This is a genomic window from Clostridium sp. HCS.1 (genome assembly GCF_047900555.1).
In the GTDB taxonomy this organism is placed as follows: Bacteria; Bacillota; Clostridia; order Clostridiales; family Clostridiaceae; genus Clostridium.
This window is the reverse complement of sequence record NZ_CP170704.1, coordinates 2,213,988-2,230,953: the sequence shown is the minus strand read 5'-3', so window position 1 is coordinate 2,230,953 and position 16,966 is coordinate 2,213,988. Positions and strand designations below refer to the sequence as shown.

Here is a 16,966-nt window from a genome sequence, read left to right as displayed (position 1 = left end):
TTAAATATTTAAACTGGAAATTGATACATTAATAAAGGAGCTGCTGCGGCAGCTCCTTCTTATCTAATTCCTAGAACATCTTCCATATTATAAAGTCTTGGTAATATTATATGGCTCATAAATTCTGCAGCCTTTAAAGCACCTACAGCGAATACTTCTCTTGACAAAGCTTTATGACTTAGTTCAATAATTTCACCAGAACCAGCAAAAATAATATCATGATCGCCAACTATAGAACCGCCTCTAACGGCATGAATTCCAATTTCATTTTTTTCTCTTTTAGCAATACCTTCTCTACCATATATATATTTTATTTCATTTGATAGTGAATCTTTTATTGTATCAGCTAATAAAAGTGCTGTACCACTTGGAGAATCTATTTTTTGGTTATGATGTTTTTCGATAATTTCTATATCATAGTTTCCATATAAAATTGGGACTATTTTTTTTAGTAAAGAATTTATTAAATTAATTCCTAGAGACATATTAGCAGATTTGAAAATTGGTATTATATTACTCTTTTCTGAAATTAATTTTAAATCATCTTCATTATATCCTGTTGAACATAAAATTATAGGCTTATTTTTGGTTATTGATAAATTAAGTAAATCTTTTAATGCTTCAGGTCTTGAAAAATCTATTAATACATCATAATCTATATTAACTTCATTTACATTATTAAATATTTTAAAATCATTTTTGTCATTAGGATACTTATCTATTCCAGCAACTATTTCTATATTAGGGAAACCTTTGGATGACTCTACTATTATTTGTCCCATTTTTCCGCAACAACCATTTAATAATATTTTTACCATAGTTCCTCCTTAAATTAAATCATATTTTTTTAAAGTTTCTTTTAATAAGATAAGATTATTATTATCCATTTCATATAAAGGCAATCTAAAACCACCTACATTTTTACCCATAAGGTTTAAAGCCGTTTTAACTGGAATTGGGTTAGTTTCTTTAAATAGTATTTTAATTAAGCTTATAGAGTTTAATTGAAGATTTAGTGCTTTATTTATATCACCATTTAAATAATTGTATGCCATATCATGGACACTTTTTGGATATATATTAGCAAGTACAGATATTACTCCTTTTCCTCCTAGGGACATTATAGGTATTATTTGATCATCATTACCTGAATAAATATCTATAGTGTCTTTACATAAAGCTTTCATTTCTGCAATTTGACTTATATTGCCACTGGCTTCTTTAATAGCAACAATATTTTTTAACTTACTTAATTCTAGTAATTCATTGGGACTTATATTAACACCTGTTCTACTTGGTACATTATATAATATTATAGGTGTACTAACTTCATTATTAATTGCTTCATAATGCTTAAATAAGCCTTTAGAATTAGTTTTATTGTAATATGGTGTTATTAATAATAATCCATCTACTCCAACTGATTCAGCATATTTACTCATTTCAATAGATGCTTCAGTATTATTACTACCAGTACCAGCTATAACAGGGATTCTTTTATTAACTATATCAACAGTAAATTTAATAGTTTTTTCTTTTTCTTCCTTACTCATAGTACTTGCTTCTCCAGTAGTACCACAAATTACAATGGCATCAGTTTTTTCTTCAATTTGCCATTCTATTAGTTCTTTTAACTTTTCATAATTAACTTTGTTATTTGAAGTAAAAGGCGTTATGATGGCTACTGCAGAGCCTTTAAAAATTGCCATTAATTATCACTCCCTATTAATAGTTCAGCTATTTGGACTGCGTTTAAAGCAGCTCCTTTTCTAATATTATCTGCAACTACCCATAGGTTTAACCCATTATCTAAGCTATAGTCTCTTCGAACACGACCTAGGAAAACATCATCCTTACCACTAACAAAAAGTGGAGTAGGATATTTGATATTTGATATATCATCATAAAGAGTTATTCCTTCAGTATTATTAAATAAATTTAAAACATCTTTTAAATCAAAAGGATTTTCTAATTCAACATTAATACTTTCACTATGGCTATTTAAAACAGGAACCCTAACAGCAGTTGCTGTAATTTTTAATTTAGAATTATGAAGAATTTTCTTTGTTTCTTCTATCATTTTAATTTCTTCCTTTGTATAACCATTTTCTAAAAATACATCTATATGAGGCAAGCAATTTCCAGCTATAGGATAAGGAAATTTTTTAGGCTCCTCACCCTTTAGACCATTTTCTAAATCCGATATTCCTTGCATACCTGCACCTGACACAGCTTGATAAGTAGAGTAGATTATTCTTTTAATTCCATAGTTATCTAATAAAACCTTTAATGGAAGCATAGCTTGAATTGTAGAACAATTTGGATTAGCTATTATACCATTATGCCATTTAACATCTTCAGGATTTACTTCTGGAACAACTAATGGAACGTTTTTGTCCATTCTAAAAGCGCTAGAATTATCAATAACGACAGCACCATATGAAGAAAAAATTGGTGAATATTTTAAGCTTGCATCTCCACCTGCTGAAAATAAAGCAAAATCAATTTTCTTATCTTTTATATTTTCTTCAGATGTTTCTTCAACAACAAATTCCTGACCTTTAAATGTAAGTTTTGAACCAGCAGATCTTTTTGATGCAAAAAGATATAGGTCCTTTATTGGGAAATTCCTTTCTTCTAGAATTTCTAAAAATTTTCTACCTACGTTACCAGTAGCCCCAACTATAGCAACATTGTACATAAACTTTTCCCCCTTTTTATTATAATAAGCATAAAATATGCTTACTAATAACTATAGTTAAAATATTCAAAAATTTCAATACTTTATTATAATATATAAATTTTATACTTAGATAGTGATTAATTATTTTAAAGGTATATTGATAAGTATTTTGGGGAAAATATAAATATCAAATATAGGGGGTATAATAATGAGTAAAACACCTTTAAAAAAAATAATTAAATCTAAAATTAAATCAAATAAAGAATTAAGTGATGCAGAAATTTTAAGAGAAAAAATTAAATATGAAATTGCCGAAGAACTAGGATTAAAAGAGAAGGTCGATTCTTACGGATGGGGAGGTCTTACTGCTGAAGAAACAGGTAGAATTGGAGGTATAATGACAAAAAGAAAAAGGATGCTTAAAATACCAACCAACGACGAAATATTAGGAAGAAAATAATTTATTTTCTAATCCTTTTATATGTAGCATTGACTAAAGGAAAATTTACCTTTAATATAGTTTTAGAAAAGTATTAAAGTGGGGGGGATTACTTTGGCATATGGAGATTTTGCTGAAATTTACGATGAACTAATTTATGAAGATATAAATTACGATTCTATGTGCTCAAGGGTAATTGATATATGTAATAAAGAAAAAATTACATTTAATAATTATTTAGACATTGCTTGTGGAACAGGAAATCTAACTTTAAGACTGGCTAAAAATTTCAATGAGTCTTTTGCTGTTGACTTATCAGAAGATATGTTAAGAGAAGCTTTCAATAAATTAAAAAAAGAAAAAATAAGATGTAAAATTATTTGTCAGGATATGAGTGAATTAAGTTTAAATCGAAAATTTGATTTAATAACTTCAGCCTTAGACTCAACTAATTATATAATTGAAGAAGAAAAACTTTTAAGCTATTTTATAAAGGTTAAGGAACATCTAAATGATAATGGATTATTTATTTTTGATATAAATTCATACTATAAGCTTTCAAATATTTTAGGAAATAACATATACACTTATAGTGAAGAAGAGGTTTTTTATACTTGGGAAAATGTTTTTGAAGAAGATTTATTAAGTATGTATTTGACTTTCTTTGTTAAGAGAGATGAGTTATACGAAAGATTTGAAGAAGAACATTTAGAAAGAGCTTATACAGAAGAATTTATTGAAGAAAAATTAAAAATTGCTGGATTGAAAATAGTAGAAAAATTTGATGGGTATACTGAAAAACAAGTAAATGACAAAACAGAAAGAATTGTATATGTAGTAAAAAAATAAAAATGGAGGGTTTTCAATGGATAAAATTATAAGAGCTACAGCAAAGGATGGAATGATTAGAATTATTGCTGGTGAAACAACAAATTTAGTTAATACGGGGACAAATGTTCATGAATGTACTCCTGTTGCAGCAGCAGCTTTAGGTAGAATGTTAACTGCTGGATCTTTAATGGGAGTTACTTTAAAATCAGATAAAGAAGTTATAACTTTAAAAATAAATGGTGGTGGAGAAGCAAAGGGTGTTACTGTAACAGCATACCAAGGAGGAATAGTTAAAGGATTTATAGGAAATCCTTATGGTAATTTACCATTAAACTCTAAGGGTAAGTTAGATGTAGGCGGATATATTGGAATTAACGGTGAATTTACTGTTATAAAAGATTTAGGTATGAAAGACCCTTATGTTGGTCAAGTTCCTATTTATACTGGAGAGATAGGTGAAGATTTAGCTTATTATTTCACAGTATCTGAACAAACACCTTCTGCAGTTGCATTAGGAGTATTAGTTGATAAAGATTATACAATAAAGACAGCTGGTGGTTTTATAATTCAAATGATGCCAGATGCAGATGAATTGCTTTCAGATTTACTTACATATAGATTAGAAGAAATACCATCAATAACGACTATGTTATTAGAACATGGAAGTATTGAAAAAGTTTTAGAGTATATATTTGATGGTATGGATTTAAATATATTAGAAGAATTAACACCAGAATTTAAATGTAATTGTACTAGAGAAAAAGTTGAATCAGTATTAATATCTATAGGTGAAAAAGACTTAGAAGAAATATATAATGAAGGAAAAGAAGAAGAAATAAAATGTAATTTCTGTAATGCAGCATATAAATTTACTAATGAAGAAATTGGTGAAATATTAAATAGAGCAAGACAAAAATAATATAAAAAAGGCACTGATAGTATAACTTTTCAGTGCCTTTCTTTGTTTTTTGGAGGCACCACCCAGATTTGAACTGGGGAATAAAGGTTTTGCAGACCTCTGCCTTACCACTTGGCTATAGTGCCCAATATATTTTTATTTTATGTTTATAATTTGATTTTGATACATAAAATAAAAATTAATTTATTTGAAATAATATATCTTGGAGGTGATAAAAATGGATGTATATAATAAGTTAAATAAAATTTTAATAAATGAAGAAAAACCTTCAATACAGTTAGAAATTTTAATGAGTAAGGATATTTTTAAAGAAAGTGAATTTAATATTTTAAATAAGCTTAAAAATATTCCTCAAGATAAAAAGTTCCATCCAGAAGGGAATGTATGGAATCATACTAAATTAGTTATAGATACTTCTGCTAAGGTTAAAGGTTTTGCAATAAATACTGAGGCATTTATGTGGGCCGCATTATTTCATGATATTGGGAAAATAGAAACTACTAAATTCATTAAAGGAAGATATAGATCTTACAATCATGATAAGGTTGGTAAAGATATAACTTATAAAATACTTATTAATTATATAGATAAAGAAAAGGCAGAAAAGATATCTGAAATAGTGAGTTTCCATATGCATCATATATATATATTGAAAGACTTACCTTTTTCTGATATTCCAGCACTTATTAATAGTAGTTGCTATAATGATATAATACTTCTCTTTGTTTGTGATAAATTAGGACGAGGAAACCAATCATTAGAAGAAAAGGAAAAAGCTTTATTAGAAGTAAATAAAATATTAGATAAGTTATGTATAGAAAATAAACTAATTAACAAAGATATTATAAAGAAAATTCAACAAATTAAAGATATTTTAATATAATAGTAAAAACTTAATTAGGAGCTGCTTAGCGGCTCCTTTATATATAATTTATAAAATTAGAAACATTTATATTAATTAAACGTATTATATAAAAGACTAAAGCACAAATAGACTACCTCTATCATGTAATTTCATATTGCTTAAGTATATAGGGGTAACATTATGCTTTTTTAAAAAGGCTTTAACTTCATTACCGTACTTATAATACTCTAAGTTACCGAAGAAGGCTATTGTGTCATCATTAATTAAACCACCTGTACCACCTATAAAGCCATAGTCTAAGCCTTCTAAAATAATATCTCCTGCAGGTAATAATAATATATCGAAGTTATAATTAGATAAGATTTTATAAATGCCTGTATCATTAGTTATGATAGCGTTTTTAGAGACAGGTAAACATGAACATTTTGTATAACCTTGTTTTACGTTAATTAAAGTTTTATCCTTTTGAAAATTTAATAGATTTTTATCTGTAAACTTTAAGTTGTGTACAAAGTAGTCATCAAGTATTAAAGCGTTTAAAAAAATATTGTTAGGATAAGAAGATTCTAGATATTTTTCGCTTTCTACAAACTGTATATTTAATTTAGATAAGTTTTCTTTGAAGTTTTTATCCATATTTCTATTAATTATTACCTTTTTTGACTTTTTATCTAATATATTTAATTGAATATCTACATGACCATTTATAGCTGTATATACATCATTAGATTTTGGGATTTCTATAACTTTTAGATTTAGTGAAGATAAAACATCTTTTTCTCTTTGTGTTGCTCTGTAATCAATAAAGCAAATCATATAAACCTCCTATTTTATTTTTAATTTATTATAAAATATTAATATTTATTTGTCGATTACTAAGAAATAATTTCTGAATATAGATAAATTTTTTATACATACTATTATTAGAAAGGGAGTGTAATCCATGCTTGTATTAAAACTTGTTTACAATAGCGATTTGGATTTTGTATATGAAATACAAGATTTAAGGTTAGTTCTTAGGAAAAAAGACATAAAAATAGGAGTTGTAGAAAGTGTGGAATTAGATAATCATATAATAAAAATATTATGTGATGATAATAGTTACAGTGAAAGAGTTAGAGATATTATAAATTTATATATAAGTAATACATTATATAAAGTTGTTTTAAATGAATATAAAGAAAAAGAGATGTTAGGATATTTAACTGAAAATTACTTCTTTCTAAAACAGGAGGAAATAATAGAAGTTGAAGAAGAAATAATGAAGGTATTTCTGGAAAATAAATCTTTAAATTTTGATAACTTAATATATTGCTTAAATAAAGTGAATAACATTATAGAAAAAATAAAGAGCTGTTTAGAGGAAAATTCAGAAATTAATATCGATGGCTTTATAAGATTTAGGATGAAGGAATTAAGAGAGGATATAGAAGATATTATAGATAAAGTAATAGAAACTTATATGGTAGAAAAAGAATATAAGGAATTTATAAAATTACTAAAATATTTTGTAGAGATTCAAGATAGCAAAATAGAAGAAATAAATATTGTTATAAGCGAAGCTGGAGATTATTCTATTATTGATAGTAATAAAAATGATATATTTAACGAATTTATGAAGGAGCTTATAGAATGTAAATTAGATAATGATGTAAAAATGGAAGATATAATTATAAGTGGATTAATAACTAACTCTCCTAAAAGGATAATTATTCATGGAAAAAATAATTGCGTAAATAAAGAATTTATGGATACTATAGAAAAAGTTTTTGAAAATAAGGTGATACTCTGTAAAGGATGTATATTATGCGTAGAAAAACAAGTTAAATTATAATTTATTATTGACAAGTTTTTTACCTGATAATATAATTACTATTGTTAAGAAGGAACATAGCCGTTTCTCACCTTACGGCGAAGCTTAGTAAGGTATTATATTCTATTTTTATTAATTTAGAAAATAAATTAGAAATATGAATATTATGAGGACGGCGTAATGCTGTCTTTTTTATTTTATAAGCTTTTAAGTGAAGTTATTCTTAAGCTTATTATTAAGCATAATTTGAGAGGAGGATTTTATTATGCCAAAAATGAAAACACACAGAGGTGCAGCAAAAAGATTTAAAAAGACTGGAACTGGAAAGTTAAAAAGAGCTAAAGCGTTTAAGAGTCATATATTAACTAAAAAAAGCTCTAAGAGAAAGAGAAACTTAAGAAAAGCAGCTTATGTTTCAACAACTCAAGAAAAAGCAATGAAAAAGTTATTACCATATTTATAAGATTATAGGAGGATTGAAGCATGGCAAGAGTTAAAAGAGCGGTTAATTCACGTAAGAATCATAAAAAAGTATTAAAGCTTGCGAAGGGTTACTATGGTGGAAAGAGCAGATTATTTAAAACTGCTAACGAATCAGTAATAAGAGCTTTAAGAAATGCATATGTTGGAAGAAGATTAAAGAAGAGAGATTTTAGAAGACTTTGGATAGCTAGAATAAATGCAGCTACAAGAATGAATGGTCTTTCATATTCAAAATTCATAAATGGAATCAAATTAGCTGGTATAGATATGAACAGAAAGATGTTATCTGAAATAGCTATAAATGATCCAAAGGCATTTGCAGATTTAGTAGAAGTAGCAAAAAGCCAATTAAACAAGTAACATACTGCGACCTTAAGGTCGCATTTTTTGTAGATTTATATAAATAATATATAGAAAAATAGTGTATAATATGTTATATAAATTAAGGGTATCTACGAGGTGAAGATATGCAGATTGCGTTTAAAAATAAAATAAAATTAAATGGGGTACAAATTCTAGCATTAGGATTTATAGCTGTAATTATTATAGGCTCTGTTATATTATCATTACCTATATCATCAAGAAGTGGTGAATCAACTAATTTCTTAGATGCAATATTTACATCTACTTCTGCAGTATGCGTTACTGGTTTAATAACACTAGATACTAGCACTCATTGGAGTACTTTTGGTCAAACTGTTATAATGACTCTTATTGAAATTGGTGGATTAGGGTTTATGTCCTTTGCAGTATTAATTTCATTAATTTTAGGAAAAAAAATAACCTTAAGAGAAAGATTAATAATGCAAGAAGCTATGAATACATATTCTATTCAAGGTTTAGTTAAAATGGTAAAATATGTTTTGGTTTTTACTGTTTCTGTACAGTTTTTTGGAGCTTTATTACTGTCTACTCAATTTGTTCCTGAGTATGGAATTTCAAGAGGATTATTTTATAGTGTTTTTCATTCAATATCTGCATTTTGTAATGCAGGATTTGATTTGTTTGGAACAAGCCTAGTAACTTATTCAAGTAATAATGTAGTAATTTTAGTAATTAGTGCATTGATTATTATAGGCGGTTTAGGATTTACAGTATTACTAGAATTATATGACTTTAAGGGGATAAAAAAATTATCTATTCATGCTAAGCTTGTTATTATAACAACTTTAATATTAATTTTTGGTGGTACTATATTAATGTTGCTTTTTGAATTTAATAATGCTGAAAGTATTGGCAATATGAGTATAAATGATAAATTATTAAATTCATTTTTTGCATCAGTAACTCCTAGAACAGCTGGATTTAATAGTGTTGATACAAGTGGAATGACATTAGCAAGTAAAATATTAACTATTATATTAATGCTTATAGGTGGATCTCCAGGGTCTACGGCAGGTGGTTTAAAAACAGTAACATGTGGAATTTTGGTACTTACTATAATTTCAGTTATTAAAGGAAGAGAAGACACAGAAGTATTTGGTAGAAGATTTACAAAGGAAATAGTTTATAAGGCATTTACTATTGTTTTTATTGGAATATCTTTAGTAATTGGTGTAACTATGATATTATCATATACAGAAACTGGAGCAAATTTTGTTGATTTACTTTATGAATCATCATCAGCTCTTGGTACAGTAGGTTTAACTCTTGGTCTTACTCCAAATTTAACTCCAATAGGGAAAATACTTATAATGATTATGATGTATTTAGGAAGAGTTGGTCCACTTACTGTAATGTTAGCACTAACAAGAAAACGTAAAAAGTCAGGCTATAAATATCCAGAAGGAAAAATATTAATTGGTTAAGGAGATGAATAGGGTGTCAAATAAACAATTTATAATAATAGGACTTGGTAGATTTGGTTCATCAATAGCAAAAACTTTATACTCTTTAGGCAATGATGTATTAGCTATAGATAGAGATGAAGATGTAGTTCAAGATATAGCAGATAGTGTAACTCATGCAGTTCAATTAGATGCAACTGATGAAAATGCATTAAGATCCTTAGGAATAAGAAATTTTGATGTAGCAGTTGTTACTATAGGAGATAATATTCAATCTAGTATAATGGTTACACTATTAGTTAAAGAGCTTGGTGTAAAATACATTATTGCTAAAGGACAGAGTGAATTACATGCAAAGGTACTTTATAAAATAGGTGCTGATAGAGTTATTCTTCCAGAGAAAGACATGGGAATTAGAGTAGCTCATAATTTAGTTTCTGCTAATATATTAGATTACATAGAACTTTCAGAAGATTATAGCATTATGGAAATTCAAGCCTTAAATGAATGGTCAGGAAAAACACTAAATGAATTGAAACTTAGAAGAAAATATGGCATAAATGTTATGGCTATAAAAAGAGGAGATGAAGTTAATTTATCTCCAGCAGCTGATGATATAATTAAAGAAAATGATATTATAGTAGCTATAGGCTCAGCTGAAGACTTAAATAGATTAGAAGGCATGATAGTTAAATCAAAGTAATGAGGTGCTTATTTTGATATATATAGAAAGTAAGGATAACAACTTATTTAAGAACATAAAAAAGCTTAAAGAGAGAAGATTTAGAGATAAGGAAGGCCTATTTATCCTTGAAGGTTTTCGCTTAATAGAAGAAGCTATAAAGGCAAAGATGGAAATAGAAAATATTATTATTTCAAAGGATTATGAGCAAAAGTTTCAAGAGTTTTTATTAAATAATATTGATTTAAATAAAAAAACTTATTTTTTAGCTAATAATTTATTTATGCAGGTTGCATCCACAGAAAATCCCCAAGGAATAATTGCTGTGGTTAAGAAAAAAAATAACCAAAAGACTTTAAAGGGAGATTTTTATCTAATTTGTGATAAGGTTCAAGATCCAGGGAATTTAGGAACTATAATTAGAACTGCACATGCAGCAGGAGTAAATGGAATAATATTAACAAAGGGAACTGTAGATATATATAATGATAAGACCATTAGATCTACTATGGGATCAATTTTTTATATTCCAATTTTTTATGATGATGAGAATTATAGTATTATAAGATCATTAAAAGAAGATGGATTTAGTTTAGTTGCTACATCCTTAGCAGAGTCAAAAAATTTCTTTGAAGAGGATCTTAAGGGGAAAACTATACTAGCTGTTGGAAATGAAGGAAATGGAATAAGTAATGAGCTTTTTGAATTAGCAGATAAAAAAGTTAAAATACCTATGCCTGGTGGGGCAGAATCATTAAATGTATCTATTGCTACATCAATAATTTTATTTGAAAAGGTAAGACAAAATTTGATTTAGTAATAAATAGAAAGTTACTATTGAAATTAATTAAATTTATTTGTATAATGAATTGTAAATTAAATATATAAAGACTGTGAATGAGAAAGTAAATATAAAGGACTTTTCAGGGAGAAGTAGCCATAGACTGAAAGCTATTTTATAGAAATTTATATTGAAGTTCCCTCAGGAGTCCTAGAAGTGAAATAATAGTAGTTTCTAGCGGTTTTTCCGTTATTTAAATTAAGTTGGGTTAAGTTTTCTTAACCAATTAGGGTGGTAACGCGACACTTCGTCCCTTTCAGGGGGGCGAAGTTTTTTTGTTATTTAGAAAAGTATATTTTCTAATTTATATCATAAGGGAGGAAAGAACATGCAAGAAAAGTTAATGTCTATTAAAGAAAGTGCATTTAATGAATTAACAAATGCAGATAGTAGCTCAAAGTTAGAAGAAATAAGAGTAAAGTATTTAGGTAAAAAAGGAGAACTTACTACTATACTAAGAAGTATGGGGGGATTATCTAAAGAAGAAAGACCAGTAGTTGGAAAGCTTGTTAATGAAGTTAAAAAGGAAGTAGAAGATAAGATAGAAGAAAAGCTTAATACAATTAAGGAAAAAGAAAAAAATGATAAGCTAGCTTCTGAAGTTATAGATATATCTATGCCAGGAAAGAAAAATATCATTGGTAAGAGACATCCTCTTGATTTAACTTTAGAAAGTATGAAGGATATATTTATATCTATGGGATTTACAGTAGAAGAAGGTCCAGAAGTAGAACTAGATTATTATAATTTCGAAGCTTTAAATATACCTAAGAATCATCCAGCAAGAAGTGAACAAGATACATTTTATATAAATGATAATTTAGTATTAAGAACACAAACTTCACCAGTTCAAATAAGAGTTATGGAAAATCAAGCACCTCCTATAAAGATGATAGGACCTGGTAAGGTGTATAGATCAGATGCAGTTGATGCAACTCATTCACCTATATTCTATCAAATGGAAGGCTTAGTAATAGATAAGGGAGTAACTTTTGCAGATCTTAAAGGAACTTTAGAACTTTTTGCTAAGAAAATGTTTGGAGATAAGGTTAAGACCAAATTTAGACCTCATCATTTCCCGTTTACAGAACCTTCAGCAGAAATGGATGCAACTTGCTTCGTTTGTGAAGGTAAGGGATGTAGAGTTTGTAAGGGAAGCGGCTGGATAGAATTATTAGGATGTGGAATGGTTCACCCACAAGTTCTTAGAAATTGTGGTATAGATCCTGAAGTATATAGTGGTTTTGCCTTCGGATTTGGTGTAGATAGAATGGTTATGCTTAAGTATGGCATTGATGACATCAGATTATTATATGAAAGTGATATGAGATTCTTAAATCAATTTTAATTAACAGGAGGTAAAAGATATGAAAGTACCATTTAATTGGCTTAAAGATTATGTTGATGTAAATATAGATGCGAAAGAGCTTGGTGATAGATTAACTCTATCAGGTTCAGCCTTAGAAGAGGTAATTACTCAAGGTGATGTAATTAAAAATATTGTTACAGGTAAAATAACAGAAATAACACCACATCCAGATGCAGATAAATTAAAAGTTTGTCAAGTTGATATTGGAAAAGAAAGAATACAAATAGTTACAGCAGCAACTAATATGAAGGAACAAGATATAGTTCCTGTTGCACTTCACAAATCAATTTTAGCAGATGGAAGTGAAATTAAAAAAGGTAAACTTAGAGGTGTAGTATCTAATGGTATGTTTTGTTCTGAAGAGGAACTTGGAATAGCTGGAGATGAACCAGTACATGGTCTTATGATATTACCAGCTGATGCTCCTCTTGGAATGGATATAAAGGAATATTTAAATCTTAACAAATCAATATTAGATTTTGATATTACTTCAAATAGACCAGATTGCTTAAGTATAGTTGGTATGGCTAGAGAAACAGCAGCTACTCTAGGAACAACTTATAAAATGCCAAATTTAAATTATGAAGTAAAGAGTAATGAAAATATAAATGATAAAATTACTGTAGAAGTAAGAGATTCACTTTGCAGAAGATATATGGCTAGAGGTGTTAAAAATGTTAAGATTATGCCTTCACCAGGTTGGATGCAAGAAAGATTATTAGAAGCAGGGGTTAGACCTATAAATAATATAGTTGATATTACTAACTTTGTTATGTTAGAAATTGGTGAGCCTATGCATGCTTTTGATGCAAGAGAAATCAAAAGTGGGAAAATAGTTGTTGAAAGAGCAAAAGATGATGAGTTATTTGTTACTTTAGATGAAATTGAAAGAAAGTTGGATTCATCATTTTTATGTATAAAGGACAATGAAACATCTATAGGATTAGCTGGGATAATGGGTGGATTAAACTCAGAAATTCAAGAAGATACTACAGAAGTTATATTTGAAGCTGCAAACTTTGATGGAACTAATATTAGAGTGAATTCTAAGAAGTTAAACTTAAGAAGTGAAAGTTCAGCTAGATTCGAAAAAGATATAGATCCAAATCTTGCAGAATTAGCTATAAATAGAGCTTGTGCATTAATATGTGAGCTTGGTTGTGGCGAAGTTATGGAAGGAACTATAGATATATATAACTCTAAAAAAGAAGAGGGAAATATTACTGTAGATTATAAATGGATAAATAAATTCTTAGGAACAGATATTCCAGCAGAAGATATGAAAAAATATCTTGATTTATTAGAATTAAAAACTGAAATAAATGGAGATAATTTAGAAATAAGAATACCTACTTTTAGAATTGATATAGCCATAAAAGAAGATATAGCTGAAGAAGTTGCAAGAATTTATGGATATGATAAGATTCCTACAACAATATACAGTGTTTCAACAGGTAGAGAACCTAAATATAAAGGTGAATTATTAAGAGATTTAATGGTTAAAACAATGGTAGCTAGCGGATTAAATCAATCTATAAGTTATTCATTTATTTCACCTAAGGTATTTGATAAAATTAATTTACCAATGGATAGTGAATTAAGAAAAGTTATAAAAATCAAGAATCCATTAGGTGAAGATTATTCTGTAATGAGAACTACTACTATTCATTCTATGATGGAATGTTTAGGAAGAAATTACTCAAGAAATAATGACTATGCAAGATTATTTGAAATAGGTAAAATTTATATCCCTAAAGAGGATGAAACAGAGCTTCCAATTGAAAAAAATATCCTAACTATAGGTATGTATGGAAATTGTGATTATTTAGACTTAAAGGGAATAATAGAAAATGCTCTAGAAACTCTTGGCTTAAGCAAGGTTATGTTTACTAGAGAAAGCAATAATCCAAGTTATCATCCAGGTAAGACAGCAGCTTTAATGATAGGAAATACTAAGGTAGGTGTATTAGGAGAAGTACATCCAGATCTTTCAGAAAATTATGGAGTAGATGTAAATTGCTATTTAGCAGAACTTAATTTAGATTTATTATTTGAATATGCTAAAATAGATAGAAAATATAAAGCTTTACCTAAGTTCCCAGCAGTTACTAGAGATATTGCATTACTTGTAAATGACGAAGTTTTAGTTCAAGAAATTGAAGAAACTATCAGAAAAGCTGGAGGTAATTTAGTAGAAAAGGTAGAATTATTCGATATCTACAAAGGAGCTCAAATACCAGAAGGCAAGAAGAGTATAGCATATGCAATAGCATATAGAGATGAAAGAAAGACCTTAACTGATAATGATGTTAACAAAGTTCATGATAAGATTTTAAGAAGTCTTGAATATAAGCTTGGAGCTACATTAAGATAAAAAATTAAATTTATTAAAAATTAAATGGTGCTGTCGCAAATTAGAAAATAAATAATGAAAATATAATATTTATTAATATTATATTGTACATTTTTAAATTTTAGTTATTTGCGACGGCTCTATTATTTTAATTACAATTGCTAAAGGAGATTATATGAAATACATAATTGATTTACTAAAAGGGATGGTCATAGGTGTCTCTAATATTATTCCAGGAGTTAGTGGTGGAACTATGGCTGTTGTTATGGGAATATACGATAAAATAATATATTCCGTTAATAATTTTTTTAAAGATATAAAGAGGAATATTTTATTTTTAGGAATATTAGCTATTGGAGCAGCTATTGGAATTTTATTATTTACTAATGTAATTGATTATTTAATTAAAAATTATAATGAACAAACTAATTTTTTCTTTATTGGATTAATAATTGGAACAGTACCTTTATTATATAAAAGAGCTACGAAAACAAGAATAAAAGGTGGAAATCTTACAGGTTTAATTTTAGGGTTTGCTATAGTGGCAGCTTTAGGAATATTAGAAAAAGTAAATCCAGAGGCTGCATTTTTAAGTGCTATTTTTAAACCTAATGCAATTGGATTTTTTGTAGCAGGATTTATAGCAGCTGCAACAATGATATTACCAGGAATAAGTGGTTCTTTTGTATTGCTATTAATTGGTTTATATGAACCAATTATAGAGTCTGTTAAAAGCTTTCATTTAATAAATATTGGATTGGTTGGCACAGGGGTGCTTGTTGGATTTTTATTAATGACAAAGTTAATAGAGAGAATATTTAATAAGTATCCTCAAACAGCTTATTGTATTATATTAGGATTAGTTATAGGTTCAGTATTTGTTATATATCCAGGTTTTACATTTGGAATAATGGGTATAGTATCTATACTAACACTTATTTTAGGATTTTTAGTAGCTTACTTTATAGGTAAAAATGAAAATTAAATATTAAAAGCTTTAATTTATAAAATAATTATTATATGAAATAAATTAGAAATTATTATATTAAATTATAAGTAGATAAATACTATATTAAAATGATTTGAATGGAATAATATAGTATTTATCTCTTTTTTTTATTAGATTTATAATTAGATTATATTTTCTTATACATACTATGGTATATTTATGATAAAATTAAAGTAACTAATTATTATGTTAATGAGGTGTGTTATGAGTACAGTTACTATAAATATAAATGGAATGGATTATAATTTAAGAGGAAGAGAAAGTGAAGAATATTTAGCAGAAATAGCTAAGTATGTAGATGGAAAAGTTAAGGATATTATGGCAAGCAATAGAAAGTTAAGCACTACTGCAGGGGCAACCTTAGTTGCTTTAAATATAGCAGATGAATTATTTAAGGCTGATGAAGAAGTAGAATCATTAATGAAGAAAAATACTTCATTAGAAGAGAGAAATACTACTCTTAAAGAGCGTCTAAAAGAACTAAGGGACGAAACAGAAAATATTGAAGTGCTAAAGAAAGTTATAGAAGATATAAAAAGTGAAAATATAGTTCTTAAAGAAGAAATTGAAAATTATTATAAAGAGCTTGAAGAAGTTAGAAATAATACTTTATTAAAAGAAGCTGAAGATGAATATAAAGAAAAATTTATAAAATTAAGTGAAGAATATAAAATAATGGAAGAGGACTATAAAAAAATTAAATCTCAAAGGGAAAATCTTAAGAGGATAAATAAAGACACTAAATTTCAATTACAAAATTTAAAGTATAAGGTATTGGATTTAGAAAAGAAATTAATGGATTCTCAAGTTGAACTTGCTGTAGAAAAAAAGAAAGGAAATTTACTTTTAAAGTAAATTTATAAGAAATAAATTGTAATATAAACTTATTGTA

18 protein-coding genes, 1 tRNA gene and 1 other annotated feature are annotated in these 16,966 nt (G+C 27.3%); of the genes, 14 read left to right on the top strand and 5 right to left on the bottom strand.

The genetic code is table 11. From position 1 onward, the window contains the following. Window positions 1-59 precede the first annotated feature (59 nt). From dapB to ACFYH6_RS10605, 3 genes are read right to left on the bottom strand one after another with little or no spacing between them, the layout of a single operon-like run. Complete coding sequence (dapB, locus tag ACFYH6_RS10615) at window positions 60-818, bottom strand: 4-hydroxy-tetrahydrodipicolinate reductase (RefSeq protein WP_316343017.1); 759 nt, start codon at window positions 816-818, stop codon at window positions 60-62. Between the two features lie 9 nt (window positions 819-827). Further along, window positions 828-1,709: a 4-hydroxy-tetrahydrodipicolinate synthase gene (gene dapA, locus ACFYH6_RS10610; protein ID WP_416178593.1), complete on the bottom strand. Its 882-nt coding sequence runs from the start codon at window positions 1,707-1,709 to the stop codon at window positions 828-830. Then, window positions 1,709-2,701 (bottom strand): aspartate-semialdehyde dehydrogenase, encoded by a 993-nt coding sequence (locus ACFYH6_RS10605; protein ID WP_416178592.1) that lies wholly within the window; start codon window positions 2,699-2,701, stop codon window positions 1,709-1,711. Before ACFYH6_RS10605 ends, dapA begins: the two co-directional genes overlap by 1 nt. A 190-nt stretch (window positions 2,702-2,891) precedes the next feature. Between ACFYH6_RS10605 and ACFYH6_RS10600 the strand changes: the two genes are divergently transcribed. From ACFYH6_RS10600 to hslO, 3 genes are all read left to right on the top strand, one after another. Beyond that, a complete protein-coding gene (locus ACFYH6_RS10600) occupies window positions 2,892-3,143 on the top strand; it encodes a small, acid-soluble spore protein, alpha/beta type (RefSeq protein WP_316343020.1) in 252 nt (83 codons plus the stop codon). Between the two features lie 93 nt (window positions 3,144-3,236). Next, window positions 3,237-3,971, top strand: coding sequence for a class I SAM-dependent methyltransferase (locus ACFYH6_RS10595; RefSeq protein ID WP_316343021.1), 735 nt, complete (start codon window positions 3,237-3,239; stop codon window positions 3,969-3,971). Window positions 3,972-3,987: 16 nt separating this feature from the next. Then, window positions 3,988-4,872, top strand: a complete 885-nt coding sequence (hslO, locus tag ACFYH6_RS10590; protein ID WP_316343022.1) for an Hsp33 family molecular chaperone HslO — start codon at window positions 3,988-3,990, stop codon at window positions 4,870-4,872. A 50-nt stretch (window positions 4,873-4,922) separates the two neighbouring features. Here hslO and ACFYH6_RS10585 read toward each other — a convergent pair. Beyond that, window positions 4,923-4,997 (bottom strand) — tRNA-Cys (locus ACFYH6_RS10585). Between the two features lie 92 nt (window positions 4,998-5,089). On the opposite strand from ACFYH6_RS10585, the gene ACFYH6_RS10580 reads away from it, so the two are divergent. Further along, window positions 5,090-5,755, top strand: a complete 666-nt coding sequence (locus ACFYH6_RS10580) for an HDIG domain-containing metalloprotein (RefSeq protein ID WP_416178591.1) — start codon at window positions 5,090-5,092, stop codon at window positions 5,753-5,755. A gap of 96 nt (window positions 5,756-5,851) precedes the next feature. Here ACFYH6_RS10580 and ACFYH6_RS10575 read toward each other — a convergent pair whose 3' ends face one another. Beyond that, window positions 5,852-6,553 (bottom strand): DUF6873 family GME fold protein, encoded by a 702-nt coding sequence (locus tag ACFYH6_RS10575; protein WP_416178590.1) that lies wholly within the window; start codon window positions 6,551-6,553, stop codon window positions 5,852-5,854. A 127-nt stretch (window positions 6,554-6,680) separates the two neighbouring features. Here ACFYH6_RS10575 and ytxC point away from each other — a divergent pair, with 127 nt between their 5' ends. The 10 genes from ytxC (at window position 6,681) to zapA (ending at window position 16,929) form a co-directional block, all read left to right on the top strand. Then, the gene (ytxC, locus tag ACFYH6_RS10570; protein WP_316343025.1) at window positions 6,681-7,571 is read left to right on the top strand and encodes a putative sporulation protein YtxC; all 891 of its coding nucleotides are present in this window, start codon (window positions 6,681-6,683) and stop codon (window positions 7,569-7,571) included. A gap of 244 nt (window positions 7,572-7,815) precedes the next feature. Continuing rightward, the gene (gene rpmI / locus ACFYH6_RS10565; protein WP_016206790.1) at window positions 7,816-8,013 is read left to right on the top strand and encodes a 50S ribosomal protein L35; all 198 of its coding nucleotides are present in this window, start codon (window positions 7,816-7,818) and stop codon (window positions 8,011-8,013) included. A gap of 20 nt (window positions 8,014-8,033) precedes the next feature. Continuing rightward, window positions 8,034-8,393: a 50S ribosomal protein L20 gene (gene rplT, locus ACFYH6_RS10560; RefSeq protein WP_008679234.1), complete on the top strand. Its 360-nt coding sequence runs from the start codon at window positions 8,034-8,036 to the stop codon at window positions 8,391-8,393. 107 nt (window positions 8,394-8,500) lie between these two features. After that, complete coding sequence (locus tag ACFYH6_RS10555) at window positions 8,501-9,841, top strand: TrkH family potassium uptake protein (RefSeq protein WP_316343026.1); 1,341 nt, start codon at window positions 8,501-8,503, stop codon at window positions 9,839-9,841. A gap of 13 nt (window positions 9,842-9,854) precedes the next feature. Further along, on the top strand, window positions 9,855-10,523 hold the full coding sequence (locus ACFYH6_RS10550) for a potassium channel family protein (protein WP_416178589.1): 669 nt from the start codon (window positions 9,855-9,857) through the stop codon (window positions 10,521-10,523). A gap of 13 nt (window positions 10,524-10,536) precedes the next feature. Beyond that, window positions 10,537-11,319 (top strand): TrmH family RNA methyltransferase, encoded by a 783-nt coding sequence (locus ACFYH6_RS10545; RefSeq protein WP_416178588.1) that lies wholly within the window; start codon window positions 10,537-10,539, stop codon window positions 11,317-11,319. 67 nt (window positions 11,320-11,386) lie between these two features. Further along, window positions 11,387-11,601: a binding site (T-box leader), on the top strand. Between the two features lie 70 nt (window positions 11,602-11,671). Further along, the gene (gene pheS / locus ACFYH6_RS10540; RefSeq protein ID WP_291708399.1) at window positions 11,672-12,691 is read left to right on the top strand and encodes a phenylalanine--tRNA ligase subunit alpha; all 1,020 of its coding nucleotides are present in this window, start codon (window positions 11,672-11,674) and stop codon (window positions 12,689-12,691) included. A gap of 19 nt (window positions 12,692-12,710) precedes the next feature. Further along, window positions 12,711-15,086: a phenylalanine--tRNA ligase subunit beta gene (pheT, locus tag ACFYH6_RS10535; RefSeq protein WP_416178587.1), complete on the top strand. Its 2,376-nt coding sequence runs from the start codon at window positions 12,711-12,713 to the stop codon at window positions 15,084-15,086. Between the two features lie 154 nt (window positions 15,087-15,240). Further along, complete coding sequence (locus ACFYH6_RS10530) at window positions 15,241-16,050, top strand: DUF368 domain-containing protein (RefSeq protein WP_316343030.1); 810 nt, start codon at window positions 15,241-15,243, stop codon at window positions 16,048-16,050. Window positions 16,051-16,278: 228 nt separating this feature from the next. Beyond that, window positions 16,279-16,929: a cell division protein ZapA gene (zapA, locus tag ACFYH6_RS10525; RefSeq protein ID WP_316342404.1), complete on the top strand. Its 651-nt coding sequence runs from the start codon at window positions 16,279-16,281 to the stop codon at window positions 16,927-16,929. Window positions 16,930-16,966: the final 37 nt, after the last annotated feature.